Source organism: Brevibacillus laterosporus LMG 15441, assembly GCF_000219535.2.
Lineage (GTDB): Bacteria > Bacillota > Bacilli > Brevibacillales > Brevibacillaceae > Brevibacillus_B > Brevibacillus_B halotolerans.
In genome coordinates this window covers 2768219-2786334 of the sequence record NZ_CP007806.1, presented here as the reverse complement: position 1 = coordinate 2786334, position 18116 = coordinate 2768219, and the positions used below count along the sequence as shown (strand labels likewise).

Here is an 18116-nt window from a genome sequence, read left to right as displayed (position 1 = left end):
TTAATCCATGATATTCAGAAGTTAGATATACTTCCTGCATGGAATACAGTTGCTATCAGAAGTTTTTGATGAAGGGAACTTGAGCACAAAGATTAGGTTGTCCAAAGAATGCTTTTCTTGGTTTGTGTGAAGCTGACTTGATAAATAGTGTCAAACAAGATAAATACGCTGCTAAAAATTATTAATTGATTGATTGAGAGGTAATTTAAATTGAACATCATGGATTTTTTTACATATAATAGTTATTTTAGTATGGGTTATTTAATTGAATATGGTTATTTTGATTTTAAATATGCACACAGACAAGTAAATGAAGATTATTTGTTATCAAATCTGTTATATAAAAACGTTTTTACTACTGAGCAATTAGTAGCATGTTATGAAGACTTGAAGGAAAGCTATAAATTTTTTTCTACAGTAGATACGATACCTGTAGAATTATCTGTTTACAAGAATGAGGATGAGAGAAGAAAATATAAGTTGCCAAACATGTATTCATATATATGTCTGTGTAAGCATCTATCAGATAATCGGAAAACTTATAAAGAAATACTTCATTCTAGTGATAAATCATTATCAAATGAATTTTATAATAATCCTTTTTATATTGGAAAGAACAAGAGAGAAAATAATAGATTTGGTAAAAAGCATATTTTTAAAACAGATATTCAAAATTTTTATCCAAGCATTTATACTCATTCAATTCCATGGTTACTTGTCGGAAAAGTAGAAGCTAAACGAACGAGAACCAATCAAGGAAAGTACTATAACCAATTAGATAGTCTTATTCAAAGGTGTCAAAGAGGAGAAACGCATGGAATTCCTACTGGAACTTTCGCATCTCGTCTAATTGCGGAAGTATATTTATGTAAGCTAGATGAAAAGTTGGAAAAACATTCTTATGTAAGATATGTCGATGATTATGAACTCTCTTACAATGATGAAAAAGAAAAAGGAGAGTTCTATAAAGATTTAACGAAGGAATTAAATGATATTAATTTAAATATTAAAGTAGAGAAAAATCTAATTGATACATTTCCATTTAGAGGTGATAACAACTCATGGTTCTTTTTCGACTACTTTAACAGCACAAATCATCATCAGAAAAAGCGAATTTATAACTTTATTGACACTAGTATTTATAAAGAAAGAGAAGGATTTAAAGGTTCATTAAAATTAATGTTTAAAGCTTTAAAATCCAGTGTTGAAGAAGGAAAAATATCAGAAAGTGATTTATTGTCTAAACCTTTACAACAAAAAATTTTTAATTTGGTTCTAATGAAACCAGATTTATCAGTTTACTATCTCGAATTTGTTGATACTTTGAGTGAAGTTTTTATTGAAGAGACGATAATACCTTCAATAGATAGTATTAAATTACAAATTGAAAAAAATATAAATAGATATATTGAGTTTAATTATCATCAAGAACTTTTTTCATTGCTTAGTATTTTTTACCACCTCGAAATTGATGGATTGTGCAATAGGAATCAACTTTTGAATATTATAGAAATAATGGATGATTTAAGTTCGGTATTGTCCTTTGAGTTTTATGTTAATCAGGAAGATGGATTTGACGATACATTATTCAATACTATTGAACAAAAACTTAGTAACTCATTATCATGGATTGAAGAGTTTTGGTTCTTCAAGTACCATGTATTGTTGAGAATTAATGAAAAAAAAGACTCTGATATAAGAAAAAAGTATAAGGAATATATGTATCGAACGTATGGTGAAGGCAAGGAAAAGTCCTTGTTTTTTAATCAAGATAAATTTAGAAAGGTAGAGAGCCCTATCAATTTGATGTTTCAACATGATAATACACAGAATCAGGAAATAAGGGATTTCTATAATTATTTAATTGAAAAGAAAGTTTGTTTCTTGAAAAATCAATAGGATAGATAGGTATGTTTAAATGAAGTTGACATCAGATATAAACCACCATATAATTGTGAATGAAACAACAACAAGAAAGTGGTCAACACTAAATGAACCTTGATATATCAACGATTTTCAAGCTCAGCTGGGAGAGTACCATCTTGACAGAGTGGGGGTCGCTTGTTTGAACCCAGTCCGGATCACCATAATAGAAACATTAAAAGCCTTGATTATCAAGGCTTTTTTTGATGTTACAGGGCTGTTTAATTTACTGGTACAGGCTCTAAAATACTAACTTGGGGACGGATTGGGGACGAAACTTTTTTTGTCCTCTTTTTTGTCTTCTAAAATCGAGTTATGCATTTTTGAGGACTGATATATTTTGTAGTTTATATCCCGATCCGAAGGCATACGTTTCAACGTTGGTGAGATGAACCTTTAATTATTTATAAGCACGGAATCCCTCTAGGGGCTTCCTAGAGGGATAATTTTATTAAAACAACTTAATAATCACCTTAAAAAACATGAGAACCCCCTCCGAGTGTAGGAGGGGGTATCTTATTATCTACTGTATTCTTGAACTTCAAAGCTTTCAATATGACTGTAGCTAATGAAGTCTTTTCTAGAATTGAAAGGTCCGATGTTGTATTTCTTATTAACGATTGGGGATTTTCCACTGTTACTTAAAGGGGTGCATTTCATAATATCAATTTAAAAATCAAAAAATCCTTCATCATACAAATGGTCAGATTCAGGGGATACATCTTCAATTTTAGTAAATAAACTTTCGAATTTATCCTCTGTGATTAACTGATCGATAATGGATGTAATCGTCTCGGCTTTGATATTGTCGACTATCACCATATCGCTTGACCAGAAATATAGTCCACTCATATTTTCACCGCATTCTTTATTATGTTGTCTTATACTTTCAATGTTTTTATAAGTAAAGAATGAGGCAACATATCTTGTTCGATTCGGGAAGGTTACGATGACATCTGTATTTTCGTCGTAAGGATCAAACTCTCCTTCACCAATTTCTGATCTAATCCAAATGTTTTTTTTCTGATGTTTCTTTAATTGATTCATCTTCATCTATAGAACCCCTTTTACAAATATTTAATTATAAAGCTTTCTCAATCGATCAATTACTGTTTGCTGATTATGTTTATCTGATTTCCCTAAAATCTCAAAAGTATCCCCTTTCATTCTATAATATACTCTTGCTCCTTCCTCTCCTCTAAGTTCATGTACATTTCCAAATAAAGGTCTTGAACCTTTATTTGGGTTTAGGCCTCTTAGGTATTTTTCGACCAAGTTATTAGCTTCCCTTTGAATAATAGGGCTTTTCATAGCTTTTTCAGTCTCTTTTAAGATAACTTTATCTTCATCGATCCTAGATTTCACAAAATATTTACCAATCTTCTGTCGTCCTTTGAGGACATCATTTGCAAGATCGATTACATCATCACCGTATTTTTTCAGTAGGTCATACGTTTTTTTACCGACCTTTGCTCCCTTACCTGCAGGGAATAGAGAGAGAATTGCGAATCCTTTCTCTGCATCACTAGCTTTTGGATCAAAAATTGTTTTTACATCATCTAAAATTAAGAAGTCCAGTCCTGCTTTGGCAGCGTCTAATAAAAAATTACCAGCATCAACTAGCCATCTCTTACTAGAATCAATCCAATCAGAGGCTGTATCTTTTAAATCATCCCACCATGAATTAGAACTAGCTGAAGCGCTAGCTAGATATAATTGTTTACCTTCTTTAGATATTTGTATCCTATCGTTTTGAATATTACCCTGCAGGTGATCATTGTTACGTTGCTCTTGTTGATTTCTCAAAGCCATTACTTCTCTTGAACTGTTCATATTTTGCCTGTAAGAATTTGAAGCACTAGAAACTGATACCATGGTCATCCTCCTAATAAATAATAGTGGATATACAAATATACCCAAATGATATATCGGAAGATTATGTGGGAATATTTAGCATTAAACAAAAAAATATATCCTTTAGTAAAAAAATGTATATATAAAAAGATGATAGATTACTAAGTCCTTGGATTCACTTTTACCGTAATACGCAGAGATGTTACGTCAGTATCACGAAGATAAGAAACTGATCGAGAAGCCGATCATTATGAGCTGGCCGAGTTTTGCTACAGGATATCTGACTCACGTCAGTATGACTATTCTTTAACCATTAGTTGGTGGAAATAAACAAAAGAGGGTAGAGGCGTGATAGAATCCGCTTGGGGATGAAGGTCAAATAAATACCTCTAGAATTTGATAAAATATTTAAATAAAAATTTGTAAATAAAGATTATAATGGTTATAAGAGGTGCTATATAAATGAATAAAACAAAACGCAAACAATTGGTGCAAAACATATTAATATTTACAGTAATATTAATCATCGTTGGATTGTTTTAGCAATATAAGAACTATGGACAATTTAATATCATAAATATTTTTAACGAACAAACTATCTATCTTTTATTGGGCTATTTGTTGGTGAATATAGTCTACCAGTATTTTAAAAAATGATTACCAAAGACCCCTCGTTATTATTTATAACGAGGGGTCTTAATTGTTAGTTTATAAAGTAGTTCCGGATACTTCAATATCACCCACAACTGATTCTGTTAAATAAGCCGAAATTGTCGTAGCAACTGGAGCAGAATATTTACTATTTATCTTAAATTTGGACTCTACCCAGGAAGTTAAGGCCTCAACTGAAAGACCTATTAGACCTGAAATATGTTTTTTTCGATTATATAACTGTGCTTGAAAGAGCAATCCCAAGATGCTTTTGCATAAATCTTTGAATTAAAGTTATTACTTTATGACTCAGGAAATATCGGGGTAACCAATGTACCAGAATCATTACTTTGTGACTAAGCAAATACTGGAGTAACTGAAGATAATGCTAGAGTATAGGCTAAGGCACTAATGAAATTTGAATAATTAGTAAATTTTATTCATGCTGTATTCATATAATAATAGACATATTTGGTACACTTCATTCATCGGTTAAGACAATTGCGGAAAAAATGATGAGGATTATTGGTGGATTCCTGTAGAAGATGTGATTAGTGTAGAAGCCTAGGCAGTGCATTTTACAACTACATAGATTATATAGAGTGAAGGAACATGGATACTAAAATAGTAAAGATGAACATTAAATGTAGCTCGAAAAATAGCGAAATATTTTAAAATGAATATGTGAATATTTTAAAAAAAGTATTATTTTTGTATATGTGCCTGTTATATTGTTACACTACACTCTACAAACGGGGGGCAGTCCCCCATAAACAGTAAAGGGCTTTCTTCTTACTGTCTACCTAAAGGGGATAATACCAATCGTTGAAGGGGGCTTGTTATTCTCGTTTGTCGTTGTGCCACTAACGGGAGATTAGTTTAACAAAAGTTTAGGGCTTACTCAGGCTACGTATTACTTTGAATTAACAATAGGAATTTAACGGAAATAAATTTTCAGATAACCATCACAAATCAAAACGTCTATAATTGAATGGTATTAAATGAAGGGTACTAAGATAAAGAGGAAGTGTTCTTTAAATGGATGATTACTTAATGTCTGATTGCGAAAATTGTTTTGGCTTGTGTTGTGTCGCTTTACCTTATGCAAAATCAGCCGACTTTGCATTCAATAAAGACGGTGGGGAGCCTTGCCGGAATTTATGTACTGATAATCGCTGCTGTATACATAACCAATTAAGAGATAAGGGCTTTCGTGGATGTGTCTCCTATGAATGTTTTGGAGCTGGACAACATGTTTCGCAGAGAATATACAAAGGGAATGATTGGCGAAATAACATTCAAAAATCAAGTGAGATGTTTATAGTATTCCCTATTGTTCAACAGTTACATGAAATGCTCTGTTATCTCAGTCAAGCTTTAGGGCTAACAGAAACGAAGCCATTTCAAACAGAATTAAAAAAGGTTTATGATGAAACTGTACAAATGACAAACAGGACTCCTGAAGAAATTTTAAGCATAGACATACCTTCTCATCGACATACTGTTAACGATTTATTAGTCAGGACAAGTGATTTAGTTCGGAAAGACTTTGAGCAAGCAAATAAAAAAAGAAAGTTTAATAAAGGCCTAGACTATTTAGGAGCCAATTTAAAAGGTGCTGATCTAAAAGGTGCAAATTTAAGAGGAGCACTTTTAATTGCAGCTAACTTAAGTAATTCTGATTTAAGAAAAGTGGATTTTATTGGTGCAGACTTAAGGGATGCAGATCTAAGAAATGCGAATCTGACCGATTGCATATTCTTGACACAATCTCAAGTTAATTCAGCTAAAGGGAATCAATATACTAAACTACCTAATTATATAGATACCCCTGATCATTGGCTAAGATAACGAAAGTAAGATGTTTTTCAACTGAAGGAGCTTTAATAAGACGCTGACATGGAGAGGCCGAAATTCCTTGTGAAATGGAATCCAGTTTTTCATTTCATTCTAATTGTACGGTTTTCATTTCGTATGATTTAATAAAATAGGAATATATAATTGTGTTTAAGGAGATGTTTTGATATCTAGCAAAATTCTTGATCCACTTGTAACGAAATTCATCTTGCCAGAGCATGTCGAGATGCTACAACAATTTCATGAGGATAAGGAACTAATCGAGAAGCCAATCATTGAAGAGGATGGGCAGTCGAGTTTTGTTATAGAATATCTGACTTACGTCAATATGACTATGCCCTTACAATTAGCTGGTGGAAAGAAACAAAAGAGGGTAGAGGAGTAATTGAATCTGCTTGGGGATGGGTGGAGAAGTTTGATTCAACGTATAAACAAATCAAGTTAAAAAATGATAATGAGGGAGTAAATTTTAATTTGGAATTACTTAAAAATAAAACTAGTGCAGAGACCCTTATATCATGCTAAGGATCTCTGCTGCTATAGACTAACTATTTTTCAGAATCCCATTCTTCAATGAATTCCCATCCAATTATCCCATTATCTATCACGAGGTTTCGAAATTTATCTGAAACAAACACATGATTTTTGGGCATTTCAGGCAACTTGAAAATGTGTTGCCCGGAAATCTTCTCTTCAAGGAATGAGAACTTATCAATCCATATAATGGATTGATTCAGCGTGTAGACAAAATACCGAAAGGTATGAAGGTCTGCACGCTTTTTTGTTGAATGTATGAATATAGTGGAAAGGAGTGAGTTTCTTGTTAAAAAGACAAGATGCAGAAGCCCGTTACCAACTGTCCGTTGTTTCATTAGATGAGCTTGTCCCTTCTAATCATTTAGTTCGTAAAATTGAGAAAGCAATTGATTTTACTTTTATATACGACCTTGTAAAAGACAAATACTCGCAAGATAATGGGAGACCGAGTGTCGACCCTGTTGTTTTAATCAAGATCGTATTTATTCAATATTTATTTGGAATAAAATCTATGCGTCAGACAATCAAAGAACTGGAAACGAATGTAGCTTATCGGTGGTTTATCGGTTATGACTTCACTCAACCAATTCCTCATTTCTCTACCTTCGGTAAAAATTATGCTCGTCGTTTTCAAGATACAGACCTCTTTGAAACCATTTTCGCACATATTCTTGGACAAGCTCTTAAGCATCGATTTGTTGATCCTTCTGTTATGTTTATTGATTCTACTCATGTAAAGGCTAATGCTAATAAGAAGAAATACATAAAGACTATAGTTGAACAAGAGCCTAAAAAATATCTATCTTACTTAACAGACGAATTAAATCAGGATAGGATCGATCACGGAAAGAAGCCCTTGCCAAAAAAGTCTGAGTCTATAAAAAAGGAAGTGAAGTTGAGCACTACCGATCCTGATAGTGGTTGGTTTATTAAGGATGAAAAAGAAAGATTATTTGCATATTCTTTCCATGCCGCAAGCGATAAGAACGGATTCATCTTAAGTGCAAAAGTAACAGCTGCTAATGTTCACGACAGCCAAATGTTCCAAGATGTTTTAAGTCAAGCTATTCATCGAGTAGGAAAACCGTATGCAGTAGCAGTAGATGCAGGCTATAAAACTCCTTATATTGCTAAAACCCTCATTACGTCTGGTATACGTCCTGTAATGCCGTATACGCGACCACGTACAAAGGATGGATTTTTTAAGAGATACGAATATACTTATGATGAATATTATGATTGCTATATTTGTCCTGCAAATGAAATATTAGCTTATGAGACAACAACCCGTGAGGGGTATCGAATGTACAGATCGAATCCATCAATCTGCAAAGATTGTTCCTTTCGGAACCAATGTACAAATAGCAAGGATTCAGTGAAAAAAATCAGTCGTCATATATGGACGGAATACATAGAAGAAGCTGATCATCTTAGACATACGCCAAAAAATAAAGAAATCTATTCAAGAAGAAAAGAAACGATTGAACGAGTATTTGCAGATTTAAAGGAAAAGCATGGCTTGAGATGGACCACTTTACGAGGGATTAAAAAAGTGACCATGCAGGTGATGCTTGTTTTTGCTTCTATGAATTTAAAAAAGCTCGCTACTTGGCTCTGGAATCCTGAAAAGGAGAAGCGTAAGCTTCTTCAATTACTGACTTTTTACCAACAAAAAATAAAACAAACTCTCCTTATATCAGTAGCATAAGAAGAGTTTGTCCACAGTCTGTATCAATCCATATAATGGATTGATTGTCGTAAGGCGAATATCTAACAGCAGAATTTTCATAATCAAGAGCATCTACCATATTTGTTACATGAAGTATAAAATGCTCATTGATTTCCATTTTTTTGTTTTTTCTTTGTACATTAACAGGTAACCATTCTACACTATTTTCAATTAAGCAAATCAAAGCTTTTTTTGTTTTGGTGTTACAAAGAGGCATGATTAAATAGGAGTTTACATCTACCCATTTTGTCCCTTTGAAGCGAACTTCTTTTACATCAGGTGTTTTCCAATTGGAAGTCCAGCTTTTTCTAGCATCGTGCAAAGGGTTTGCTACATCTTCGTCAAAAGAAGATATCGGGGCAATTTGAGCATATTTGTTTTGGTCGTGATAAAGCCTCCATATTTTCATAGGTAAATCGCCCTTTCCATATAAAGGTACCGTTTAATAGAGCTTCTCTGATCTCGTCAAGAGTTCTGACTACTTCTTCCTTGAAACATTTGGAATCATGCTCATTTGCAGAAAGTCTATTATAGACCTCTTGGTAATACTTTTGTGGATGAGATCCTTTATGAATCACAGACTTATTGTTAGGATAAGTCTTAGAAAGCCATTTTCAGCACTATTAATGTCAATTCCAGCTTTCTTAAGGATATCTCTGATTTTTGGTATGCGACATACGGATTATTTTTTGTGTTACCTTTTATTGGGACGCTATGATGAGCTTGTGTTTTAACATTCTTAGGATGTTTGTTAATTTAAGTCCCAAGTTGTAATTCTAGCATTTTCAAGATTATTGTCTAGATCTTCTTCTAACGAAATTTTAAAGGATATCTTTATGACCAGAAAGGTGTAAAATTCACTCCATGAAGAGTAGAATATTGTTTTAACATCAACAAATATATTTACAGGTCGTTGGCCCTATACTATAATGTATTCAAATTCTATTTGTTTTTTTGGCCATCTTACCAGTTGAAAAACTTGTAAGTACTGAGAAGTTAACCAAAATAAATCAGCTCTTTGTGAGTACATGTACCCAATATGGGTTTATGTGTTCATAAAGAGCTTTTTTTGTTGTTTATACATTAAAAAAGAGCACTCGAAGTGTAAATGATTAGTCAGCTGAAATGTTGAAGCAAAATAGATCAGCAACTTAATACTAGATATGAGGATGTGGTGTTCTTAGAGGTACTACAAGTAATTAATTGGTGGTTACATGTAAACTTCCCACGCTATTAATCAGCTAATTCAAGAATTAAAAATACTAAAAAACAATATATATCAAAAAAATTCTCAAAACTAAAGGAGTTCATTACATGAAAAATCAATTAGCGCATTGTCACATTGACAATAATAATACCAGTATTCAATGTACGACGTATGAACTTATTCAAAATAAAATGGTTCAAATACGTAGTAAAAAATATCAAAATCTAAAGAAAGAGTTTTATTTTGAAAAAAATAAAATGCGAGAGATACTGAATGAAGGTGGATGTTTTCTTTACATGAATAATCCAGTCATAAGAGAAACAGCTAAGCTAATGAAGAGGTATCTAAGTTGTTTAAAAAAGATGAATAAATGCAAGGCAAGAATGAATCAAATAGAAAAAGAGATAAACCAACTAATTAAACGATAAGAGAAAGACTATTAGATGAGTAAGGTATATGGGATTATAACAAATAAAATCATAAAATTATTAGAAGAAGGAGTTGCCCCATGGAGAAAGCCTTGGAACTCAATTGGATTGGCTGTTAATTGGGTTACTCAAAAACCTTATAGGGGAATAAATACCATGCTACTTAAGCCTGGGGAATATGCCACAAAAAAACAAATCAAAAATGCTGGAGGTAAAATAAAAGAAAAGAAAAGGAAAAAGGACATATGATTGTTTTTTGGACATGGTTAGATGTTAATGACGATGAAGAAAGTAGTGTCGACCTTGACAGTGAAGCTACAAAAAAATACCGTATATCCGATACTATAAAGTTTATGAAATTAATACAGAGTGTGAGGGATTATTAAGTAAAAGAAAAGATAAGAAAGTATACGATCACAACCCGATTGAAGAAGCGGAAGCCATTATAAAAGGATATAGAAATGCTCCTACAATAAAGTTTGGCTATAATAGATCTTCATATAGTCCTCTCTTTGATTTGATTAGAATTCCATCGATGTGTAATTTTAAAAATGTCGAAGAATTTTATTGTACGCTATTTCATGAAATACTCCACAGCACAGGGCACAGAACAAGACTGAATCGTAGCGGTGTAATAGGAAAAATTATCTTTGGTTCAGAAACATATTCTAGGGAAGAATTAATTTCTGAATTAGGTGCAGCCATGCTTTGTGGAGTATGTGGAATTGATAATAGCACGATTGAGAATAGTGCCTCCTATATTAGTTCCTGGTTAAGAAAACTTGAACAAGATCCAAAATTAATTGTTCAAGCTGCTACACAGGCACAAAAAGGAGTGGATCTGATTCTTGACGTCCATTATGATATCTAATGAAAAAGAGTATATCAAGTCTTTTCTTGATACATTGGGTTAATATCAGACGATGAGGTAAGGTTAGGATTCAAAACCAAAATCTATAGAATTAACAATACCAAAATCAAAGAAAAAAACTATTAAATGGTAATAAACAGTAAAAATATTATAGAGGTAAATCCATAAACAATTAAACCATATGAAGACAACGGAATTGAAACCGCCGGCGGTCTTTTATATATTAATTAGGTTTTTAATAAAGAAAAGTAAACCAATCTATTATTTTTTATTGACGTTTACATTATAGTAGTAAGGAATTCATAAGATGTGTGGCACTTTTTAAAGCATATAGAGACCAAGCAACATCTCAACAAGAAAGAGACTATAAGATAGCCTTGGAGGAGGTGATGAATGATGGAACATTAAAAGGACGTTCTCACCCGCTCAGTGAGGAACGTCCAATTGTGAAACATTAACACACATTTATCTTAGCACAAAACGATTACGATTTACAGAATTTCTCAGGGGATTTAATGTAGAAGTTAGATAAAAATGCTTCATGAATATTTGTCGAAAAACCATAAAATCCTTTTGAAACAGCCGTTTTTCAACTATTTATGAAGCATCTAAGCCTGGAGTGTTATTTATGAATTTGTGGGGATCAGAAAAGAAAAAGCTCTTACAAGAAAATAAGAAGCAAGAATGGGAAGAACGGAGAATTTAACTTAAGAATGAAGCCAGAAAAGTTTTGATCAACAAGAATAACAAACCAAAACAATAAACCAAAAAATTTGGATGGTGATATGGTTTGAATTTAAAGCTAAAAAAGGGGATATTGTCTCTACTTTCAGTTACGTGCTTATCCTTGACATTTACTTCTGTTGTCACAGCTTCTTCTGCTAATACAAATGTTGTGAAAGATACAAAATATTTCGATCCGAGCTAATATAATATGCATTTTGACCATGAAACAGGATGGTATGTTGATGACTCTGGTAAGACAGTTTATGACCCAGTAAACTTTAGACTCGTCCTACTTGAAGCAAATGTTTATTTAGACTTGAAGAACAAAAAAATTATACCTATGGGAACTCCTAAAGGTATCGTCAAAGAGCAAAAAGTTGTAAGCGCTACTCTTAAAGCCATTAAAGGTTTCGGTAAAATCGTAAGAGCTGGTGGATGGGTACTTGAGAAGACTATAGATTTAATACGGAAATACTCAAGAGAAATCGCAGATGCTTGCGAAATGCTGGAAACGGGTACCAAAAAGGCTTTGATAAAAGCGTTAAAGAGATTTAACGTGCCAGAGGATGTAGCAAAGGATATTACTGATATCATTTTCTGGTTCATATAATTAATCATAACCTAGATCAAAATTGGTCTAGGTTATGATTAATTATATGAAGAAAGGTGAGATGAAAATGAAGAGGTACCCTTGGTTAAATGCTTCTGTTTTCTTTTACATTCTTGGAATAGTCGTATGTGGTGTCATGGCTGGCACCTTAATCCATACTCTATTTTTATATTTCATGTCTTTGATATTTGAAATTAGAATTGAATCCTTTTTTTCCGCGATTGCTTTTTCGACAATTGTGTATCTCTTGATAATACCATCTTTTTTATCCAGCTTTATCACTTCTATGATCAATACAAAGTTGGTTTCAAATGGCATAAAATTAAGACTTTTAGAAACTGTAGTATCATTCGTACTTTACTACTTCTCAGTATCTTTTTTAGAAAATATGTATTCTGGAATTTCTATTTCATCAATGGGAATTGTAGTATTAGCATTAATTTATGCCTTAATAATAAGGTTCGATGATCTCTATAATTATTTAAAAAATAAATTAATATCATAATTACTTACAACTGGGAAAAAGTATTTTTAACAAAGGGATTTCATTATATTAAATTCACTTACAACCTATTTCATTATAGCTACCTCAACTTGATATTACACATTCCTTTCATTCCCATCAGTAGTTGTAGTAGTGACTATCTTCATACTACATTCCATATCTAATAAGAGTGAGGTTTGATAAATGTTGTTACCATCAGACATAAATGGGGGAAGTGCAAGCATGAATGTGTCAGTTTTTATAGTGACAGCCATGTTTCAAAAGGTACACTATCCCCAAATGGTACTATAGAAATAGAATGTAAAAAGAGAAATGAACGAAGAGTCCGCTTTTTGAGTATTTTTGACACACGCCTGATAAATGGAAGGATACTCTTCCTTCAATTTTTTACTGTCAACACTAGTTCACCATCTGTTTTCCCATTTTACTTTGTATGATCCAGCTACCCCGATTTCATGCTCCCCCAGCAGAGATTTCATCTGATTCTCTATTTCAGAAGCCACTTCTTCAAGATGTTTGATTTGCTGTTTTTTCTCGAAATACTTCTCAAAAATGTCCGTTTGCTTCAACTGAATATTCAACTTATTAGTCGCTTTAGGATACATACGGCTTAATAGGGTAGTGGAAGCATCAGAACCGTCAACAGGAGGAGACTCACGAGCAAGCACATTATAATACCAACAATCACTCGCAAGCCGAAGCAATTGGTTAATCATTTCCTCATCACGCATGACTTCATATTCCCGATACTTGTTCCCTCCGATCAAAGTAGTAAAGTAACCCCAATCTAGCCCGGTGACAAAGAAGTACCATTGCAACTGGACGTAATAATAGTCAGGGATATTTCCGTCATCCCATTCATTACGCAAATATTCGCTTGCCGTTTTGATTTCAAGAATACCGGGCCCACGATTCGGACTGATGATCATGTGGTCAAGATTTCCTAAAGCCCAATTGTGTTGGGGATGAGCATAAATCACTTTTTGTTCAAGAACGGCATATTCAGGATGATTATTCGCAAACTTCTCAGCGATTAAAGGTTCTAATCTGGTTCCCCATTCGGCAGCCAGCTTCATTCGTTTTTTCAGGCGGATATTCACCTGTTTTTTCGAGATATACATGAATGGGCTGCTTCCATTTAGACAAATTGCAAATGGCTGCCAAGTCAGAACCTCCGATGCCATCGCGCCGATAACGAATCAGTTTCAACCAGTGCATTTGCTTGAAGAGTAGCAGTCATACGTTTACCTCCATATCCTGAAGTAGCAGCCCTTGCTCTTTCAGACTAAAGTAACGGCTGTGTCCAATGATAATATGATCGAGGACATCAATTCCAATGATGTTTCCTGCCTGGACTAATCTTTTTGTGATGTCGATATCCTCTTTATTGGGATTGGGATTGGGATTGGGATTGCCGCTAGGGTGGTTGTGAACAGAGGCGCAGCCGCGCTTAATAGCTGGGCGAAACCCCTCTCTTGGATGTACAATGCTGGCATTCAGTGATCCAATGGAGATCGTTTCTTTGCCAACTACGTAATTTTTTGTGTTAAGCAAAATGCAAACAAAATGTTCTTTTTGTAGATGACTTAATTCAGATGATAACGGTTTGTATACATCTTCCGGTTTGCGGATGGTGTATGAACAGTGAGAAGGAATAGAGAGCGTGTGAGCTAATCTTAGGGCAGATATAATTTGACGGGCTTTGGCTGTACCAATTCCCTTGATGCTCACTAGTTCTTCTACTGTTGCCTGGAGTAGTTCTGTTGTTGTTGGGAATATAGTAAATATCTCTTCAATAATGTAGCAGCCTGGCTTTTCACGTAAAGAATCTGTCAGTAAGGATTTCAATTCCGTTTGCTGTAAGAATCAATCTGGAAACCCTCCAATACATCTAATTGATTTTTACAAAAAGGAAATAAAAATGCCTTGGCAATCCTGTAAATGGGATTATGCCGAGGCTACAATGATTTCATAAGCTTTATCAATGAGTGGATTTCCTTCCATTTTTTGAAACAGGTTTTCTTTGTAAGATGCTGTTTCTCGCAGCGGTTTTGCATGAGTGGCAAAATCAGAAACGGCATTGATAAAGCGAAATGCATTTTTACCGACATCAATAAGATCTGGAGAATCGAAATATCTATGTTGCATATCTGCTCGCAACAGCCGGTTATTTTTTTCTTGAGTTATGGAGGCGTTGTCAGGCAAGGGAAGAAGGAGCTCGATGTATTCCATGACCTTACGATCTAGAAGTTTAATTTGATTTAATCGGTCTGACTCGACTCGTAGATGGTCCATATAAGATTCAGCCATAAGTAACGTCCTCTTTGCTTTCTCCAGTTTGGACTTGATATCTCCAGTATGAATGGTTCCCCATATTCTCTTTGCAGTACTAAGGGCAAGGTTCAAGGTATTTTGGCAAACTACAAGCCCCCGATTGTCGGAACCATGAATGTTTGCCTTGTAGCCAGGAATCTCTAACTGGTTGTTTGTTTGAATGGAACGTTGAACGATAGTCCAAAATCTAAACCAGCCTCCTTTAAGACTTCTTAGGAAGAAAATGCTTGCTCTACTTGTTTCCCAAGACCATGCTATGGAGATTGTTTTACATAAAACATACTATAAACATTTGCTGGCATACCTACATCTTTCTTTCTTTTCTGAATGTATAAAACAGCCAAGGTTAGCGTGTTTTTAATTGAATTCAGATACACCGGATCGGCATCTATATCGTTCTGATGTATCTGTATCAAGCTAATAATATACATTTGTTTCTTTGAACTATACTATTTTAGAGTTGAATCAAGTGTGTAAAATTTTGAAAGGGTGCCTGTGTATGGTGATAATGAAGTAGGCCACTATCATTAAAGGGGAAAAGGAAATGGAAGTACAGCGACCGACTAAGGTGGTAGATCAAGCGGGTCGTTGAAGTATTGAAAGGGAAAGGTGAATCGCAAAGATTATATACCTGTTTTGCAAACAGACAACAAATAAACGGTGGACTGATCAGTGTTGCAAGCAGGCAATAAAAACAACATGAAAATTATCGACATGTCGTACCATCAAGGAACGATCGTTTGGGAGAAGGTAGCTGCTGACGGTGTAAAGGGAGCATTCATTAAAGAGTGCTGTCAGCTACGCTGGTATCACCCCTACTCACAAAAAAATATCGAATAATAAGAATATTTAAATCTATTGAATTAGCAGAAAGCGAAAAAATATGACAATTATAGCTTAGTATAATTGAATTGAAAAAGTTGTATTTTAGGTGGAAAAAATGGTTGATATCTATGCAGTACGAATTCCTCAACATATTGAATCCCAACTTTTTATGCAATTGTTACGAATAGTTTTAGAAGAAAAGCGGCATAAAATCGAAAAATACAAAAGAATATATGACCAATATAGCACTTTAATTGGAGACCTGCTAATAAGATTTATAATCTGTAACAAATTTGATATGAAAATAAGGATATCTCTTTTGTATAAAATTCATTTGGGAAGCCTTTACTTACTCAAACCTAAAGGACTTTTTTTAATGTTTCACACTCGGGTAAATGGGTTGTTTGTATTACTCACAAGCAAGAAGTAGGAGTAGACATTGAAAAAATTCGGCCAGTTGATATTCAAATTTTCGAACGATTATTCACGGTTGAAGAAGTCCGTGCAATAAATAATAAAAAGAAAATAGAGCGGTTATATGAGTACTATCAGTTATGGACTAAAAAGGAAGGTTTTGTAAAGATGATTGGCAGGGGATTGGCTATACCATTAAACTCAAATTGCAGTAAATGTGAAGGAGTATTTAGTGTAAGGCAAACATATATCAATTCCTTAGTTTTCTTCAAACATTATACTTTTGAATCTGATTACGTAATAACTGCATGTGCAAGAGATGATAGTTTTCCTGATAAGTTGGAAATCGTCGAATTCTCTTCCTTATAGAAGGGATTATTCAAAAAATAATTTATTTTCTAATGTTAATTTGTTCTACTTTAACAATGATAGAGGGTAATCCAGTGTTAAAGAATATGATTCAAATTTATTGGTTGGCCTTAGCAAACAAATGTTTAAGAGGAATGAAAAAAACATTGCAATATTTTCCTATTTATGGTAGAGTTTTAAACGAAAAAACATTATGATTGAAAAGTTAATTTTGACAAAAAGGTGCAGATAATTGTAATGATTAGATATTTTTTAAGTAGATTAAATTATAATGAAGATTTCGATAAAGAACTAATTAGCTATTTGAAAAAAGATTTAGTTATCAGGGAGAGAATTGTATTTATTCCTACATCTCCTGAAAATATTTTAGTTTCAAAAAAATATGCTAGTGAAATAATTAGGTTATTTGAAATTAATGAAATAAATTTCAAATATGTAACTATTTTACATAAAAATATGGAAACTGCATTAATGGAGAACTTTATCAATGATGCTGATGTTATATTTTTGATGGGGGGGGATACATTATGCCAATATAAATTTCTAAAAGAAAATAACCTGATAGAACCTATTAGAAATTTTAAGGGGGTGGTAATAGGACTAAGTGCAGGAGCCATTAATATGTGTAAAAATGCAATCTTAACATCAGTTCACGAAGCTAAGGGAATAATAACTTTTGAAGGATTAAATTTAGTGGATTTTAGTATTGATGTACATTTTGATAAAGATAGTTATGTACAAATAAAAGATTTAATACAAATCTTTAATGAGAACCAGATTAAGACTATTTTTTGTTTATCTGACACGTCAGGAATTAGGGTATCAAATAATTCTGTCGATTTCCTAGGTAAAAAAATTTACAAAGTAGCTAACGATAATATTTTTAGATATTTAAGGTAGAAATATTTTATATGATTGGTTCAGGAGGAGTATTAATAAAATGGAAATTAAGGATTTTGAGGAATGGCTTATTCATTTTTATAACCGAAGAGGATGGACTGATACTACCAATTTTCAAAAATTAGGTTTTTTATTTGAGGAAGTTGGAGAATTGGCCCAGGCTATAAGACTTTATGAGATCAGAAAAGATTTACCAGATTCGATTCCTAATGATAGACATAGAATACAAGAAAATTTATATGAAGAACTAGGTGATTTATTAGCAAATGTCATAATCATTGCTAATAATTACAATATTTCTTTAGATGAATTAATAAACAAGCATAAGCATAAGCTTTTAAAACGATTTGGAAGTTAACTTTTTTAAATATGGCGA

The 18116-nt window shown here is 33.2% G+C and carries 17 protein-coding genes and 4 pseudogenes; 14 read left to right on the top strand and 7 right to left on the bottom strand.

Annotation, left to right across the window (positions count from 1 at the left end; all coding sequences use genetic code 11):
* Positions 1-98: 98 nt before the first annotated feature.
* A pseudogene (locus BRLA_RS25295) lies at positions 99-185 on the top strand (DUF6979 family protein); the annotation flags it as partial.
* Positions 186-219: 34 nt separating this feature from the next.
* Entirely contained in the window at positions 220-1899 is a 1680-nt protein-coding gene (locus tag BRLA_RS12180) for an RNA-directed DNA polymerase (RefSeq protein ID WP_238547473.1), read from the top strand.
* 693 nt (positions 1900-2592) lie between these two features.
* Here the strand turns inward: BRLA_RS12180 and BRLA_RS12170 are convergent.
* The gene (locus BRLA_RS12170) at positions 2593-2976 is read right to left on the bottom strand and encodes a hypothetical protein (protein WP_003336377.1); all 384 of its coding nucleotides are present in this window, start codon (positions 2974-2976) and stop codon (positions 2593-2595) included.
* 24 nt (positions 2977-3000) lie between these two features.
* The gene (locus BRLA_RS22815; RefSeq protein ID WP_003336378.1) at positions 3001-3798 is read right to left on the bottom strand and encodes a hypothetical protein; all 798 of its coding nucleotides are present in this window, start codon (positions 3796-3798) and stop codon (positions 3001-3003) included.
* 178 nt (positions 3799-3976) lie between these two features.
* On the opposite strand from BRLA_RS22815, the pseudogene BRLA_RS24675 reads away from it, so the two are divergent.
* The 3 genes and pseudogenes from BRLA_RS24675 to BRLA_RS23245 form a co-directional block, all read left to right on the top strand.
* Positions 3977-4104: pseudogene (locus BRLA_RS24675) on the top strand (YolD-like family protein); the annotation flags it as partial.
* A gap of 1362 nt (positions 4105-5466) precedes the next feature.
* Positions 5467-6279 carry a pentapeptide repeat-containing protein gene (locus tag BRLA_RS12160; RefSeq protein ID WP_003336380.1) on the top strand — a complete coding sequence of 271 codons (813 nt, stop codon included), beginning with the start codon at positions 5467-5469 and terminating at the stop codon, positions 6277-6279.
* Positions 6280-6451: 172 nt separating this feature from the next.
* Positions 6452-6810 (top strand): annotated as a pseudogene (locus BRLA_RS23245) (YolD-like family protein).
* A 23-nt stretch (positions 6811-6833) separates the two neighbouring features.
* Here BRLA_RS23245 and BRLA_RS25135 read toward each other — a convergent pair.
* On the bottom strand, positions 6834-7157 hold the full coding sequence (locus BRLA_RS25135) for an imm11 family protein (RefSeq protein ID WP_338012061.1): 324 nt from the start codon (positions 7155-7157) through the stop codon (positions 6834-6836).
* On the opposite strand from BRLA_RS25135, the gene BRLA_RS12145 reads away from it, so the two are divergent.
* Positions 7106-8530, top strand: a complete 1425-nt coding sequence (locus BRLA_RS12145; RefSeq protein WP_003336384.1) for an IS1182 family transposase — start codon at positions 7106-7108, stop codon at positions 8528-8530. The genes BRLA_RS25135 and BRLA_RS12145 overlap by 52 nt on opposite strands.
* Here the strand turns inward: BRLA_RS12145 and BRLA_RS12140 are convergent.
* Positions 8514-8960, bottom strand: a complete 447-nt coding sequence (locus BRLA_RS12140; RefSeq protein ID WP_003336385.1) for an imm11 family protein — start codon at positions 8958-8960, stop codon at positions 8514-8516. The two genes, BRLA_RS12145 and BRLA_RS12140, sit on opposite strands and share 17 nt — an antisense overlap.
* A 905-nt stretch (positions 8961-9865) precedes the next feature.
* On the opposite strand from BRLA_RS12140, the gene BRLA_RS12135 reads away from it, so the two are divergent.
* The 4 genes from BRLA_RS12135 (at position 9866) to BRLA_RS12120 (ending at position 12393) form a co-directional block, all read left to right on the top strand.
* Positions 9866-10186, top strand: coding sequence for a hypothetical protein (locus BRLA_RS12135; protein WP_041752177.1), 321 nt, complete (start codon positions 9866-9868; stop codon positions 10184-10186).
* A 15-nt stretch (positions 10187-10201) separates the two neighbouring features.
* Positions 10202-10435 (top strand): ArdC-like ssDNA-binding domain-containing protein, encoded by a 234-nt coding sequence (locus BRLA_RS24670; RefSeq protein ID WP_003336388.1) that lies wholly within the window; start codon positions 10202-10204, stop codon positions 10433-10435.
* A gap of 76 nt (positions 10436-10511) precedes the next feature.
* Positions 10512-11057 (top strand): zincin-like metallopeptidase domain-containing protein, encoded by a 546-nt coding sequence (locus BRLA_RS24665; protein ID WP_338012094.1) that lies wholly within the window; start codon positions 10512-10514, stop codon positions 11055-11057.
* 934 nt (positions 11058-11991) lie between these two features.
* Entirely contained in the window at positions 11992-12393 is a 402-nt protein-coding gene (locus tag BRLA_RS12120; RefSeq protein ID WP_003336391.1) for a PDDEXK family nuclease, read from the top strand.
* Positions 12394-13302: 909 nt separating this feature from the next.
* Here the strand turns inward: BRLA_RS12120 and BRLA_RS12110 are convergent.
* The 3 genes and pseudogenes from BRLA_RS12110 to BRLA_RS23235 all read right to left on the bottom strand — a co-directional run bounded on the left by BRLA_RS12110 (position 13303) and on the right by BRLA_RS23235 (position 15349).
* Positions 13303-14116, bottom strand: a pseudogene (locus tag BRLA_RS12110) (YqaJ viral recombinase family protein).
* 18 nt (positions 14117-14134) lie between these two features.
* Positions 14135-14746: a RadC family protein gene (gene radC, locus BRLA_RS12105; protein ID WP_003336394.1), complete on the bottom strand. Its 612-nt coding sequence runs from the start codon at positions 14744-14746 to the stop codon at positions 14135-14137.
* Positions 14747-14845: 99 nt separating this feature from the next.
* Positions 14846-15349, bottom strand: a complete 504-nt coding sequence (locus tag BRLA_RS23235) for a DUF932 domain-containing protein (RefSeq protein WP_274518956.1) — start codon at positions 15347-15349, stop codon at positions 14846-14848.
* Between the two features lie 582 nt (positions 15350-15931).
* Between BRLA_RS23235 and BRLA_RS24435 the strand changes: the two genes are divergently transcribed.
* The 4 genes from BRLA_RS24435 to BRLA_RS12085 all read left to right on the top strand — a co-directional run bounded on the left by BRLA_RS24435 (position 15932) and on the right by BRLA_RS12085 (position 18098).
* Positions 15932-16072, top strand: coding sequence for a hypothetical protein (locus BRLA_RS24435; RefSeq protein ID WP_193376687.1), 141 nt, complete (start codon positions 15932-15934; stop codon positions 16070-16072).
* A 393-nt stretch (positions 16073-16465) separates the two neighbouring features.
* The gene (locus BRLA_RS25290; protein ID WP_081870816.1) at positions 16466-16840 is read left to right on the top strand and encodes a 4'-phosphopantetheinyl transferase family protein; all 375 of its coding nucleotides are present in this window, start codon (positions 16466-16468) and stop codon (positions 16838-16840) included.
* A gap of 237 nt (positions 16841-17077) precedes the next feature.
* A complete protein-coding gene (locus BRLA_RS12090) occupies positions 17078-17740 on the top strand; it encodes a Type 1 glutamine amidotransferase-like domain-containing protein (protein WP_003336402.1) in 663 nt (220 codons plus the stop codon).
* 40 nt (positions 17741-17780) lie between these two features.
* Positions 17781-18098 carry a MazG nucleotide pyrophosphohydrolase domain-containing protein gene (locus BRLA_RS12085; RefSeq protein ID WP_003336403.1) on the top strand — a complete coding sequence of 106 codons (318 nt, stop codon included), beginning with the start codon at positions 17781-17783 and terminating at the stop codon, positions 18096-18098.
* Positions 18099-18116 lie beyond the last annotated feature (18 nt).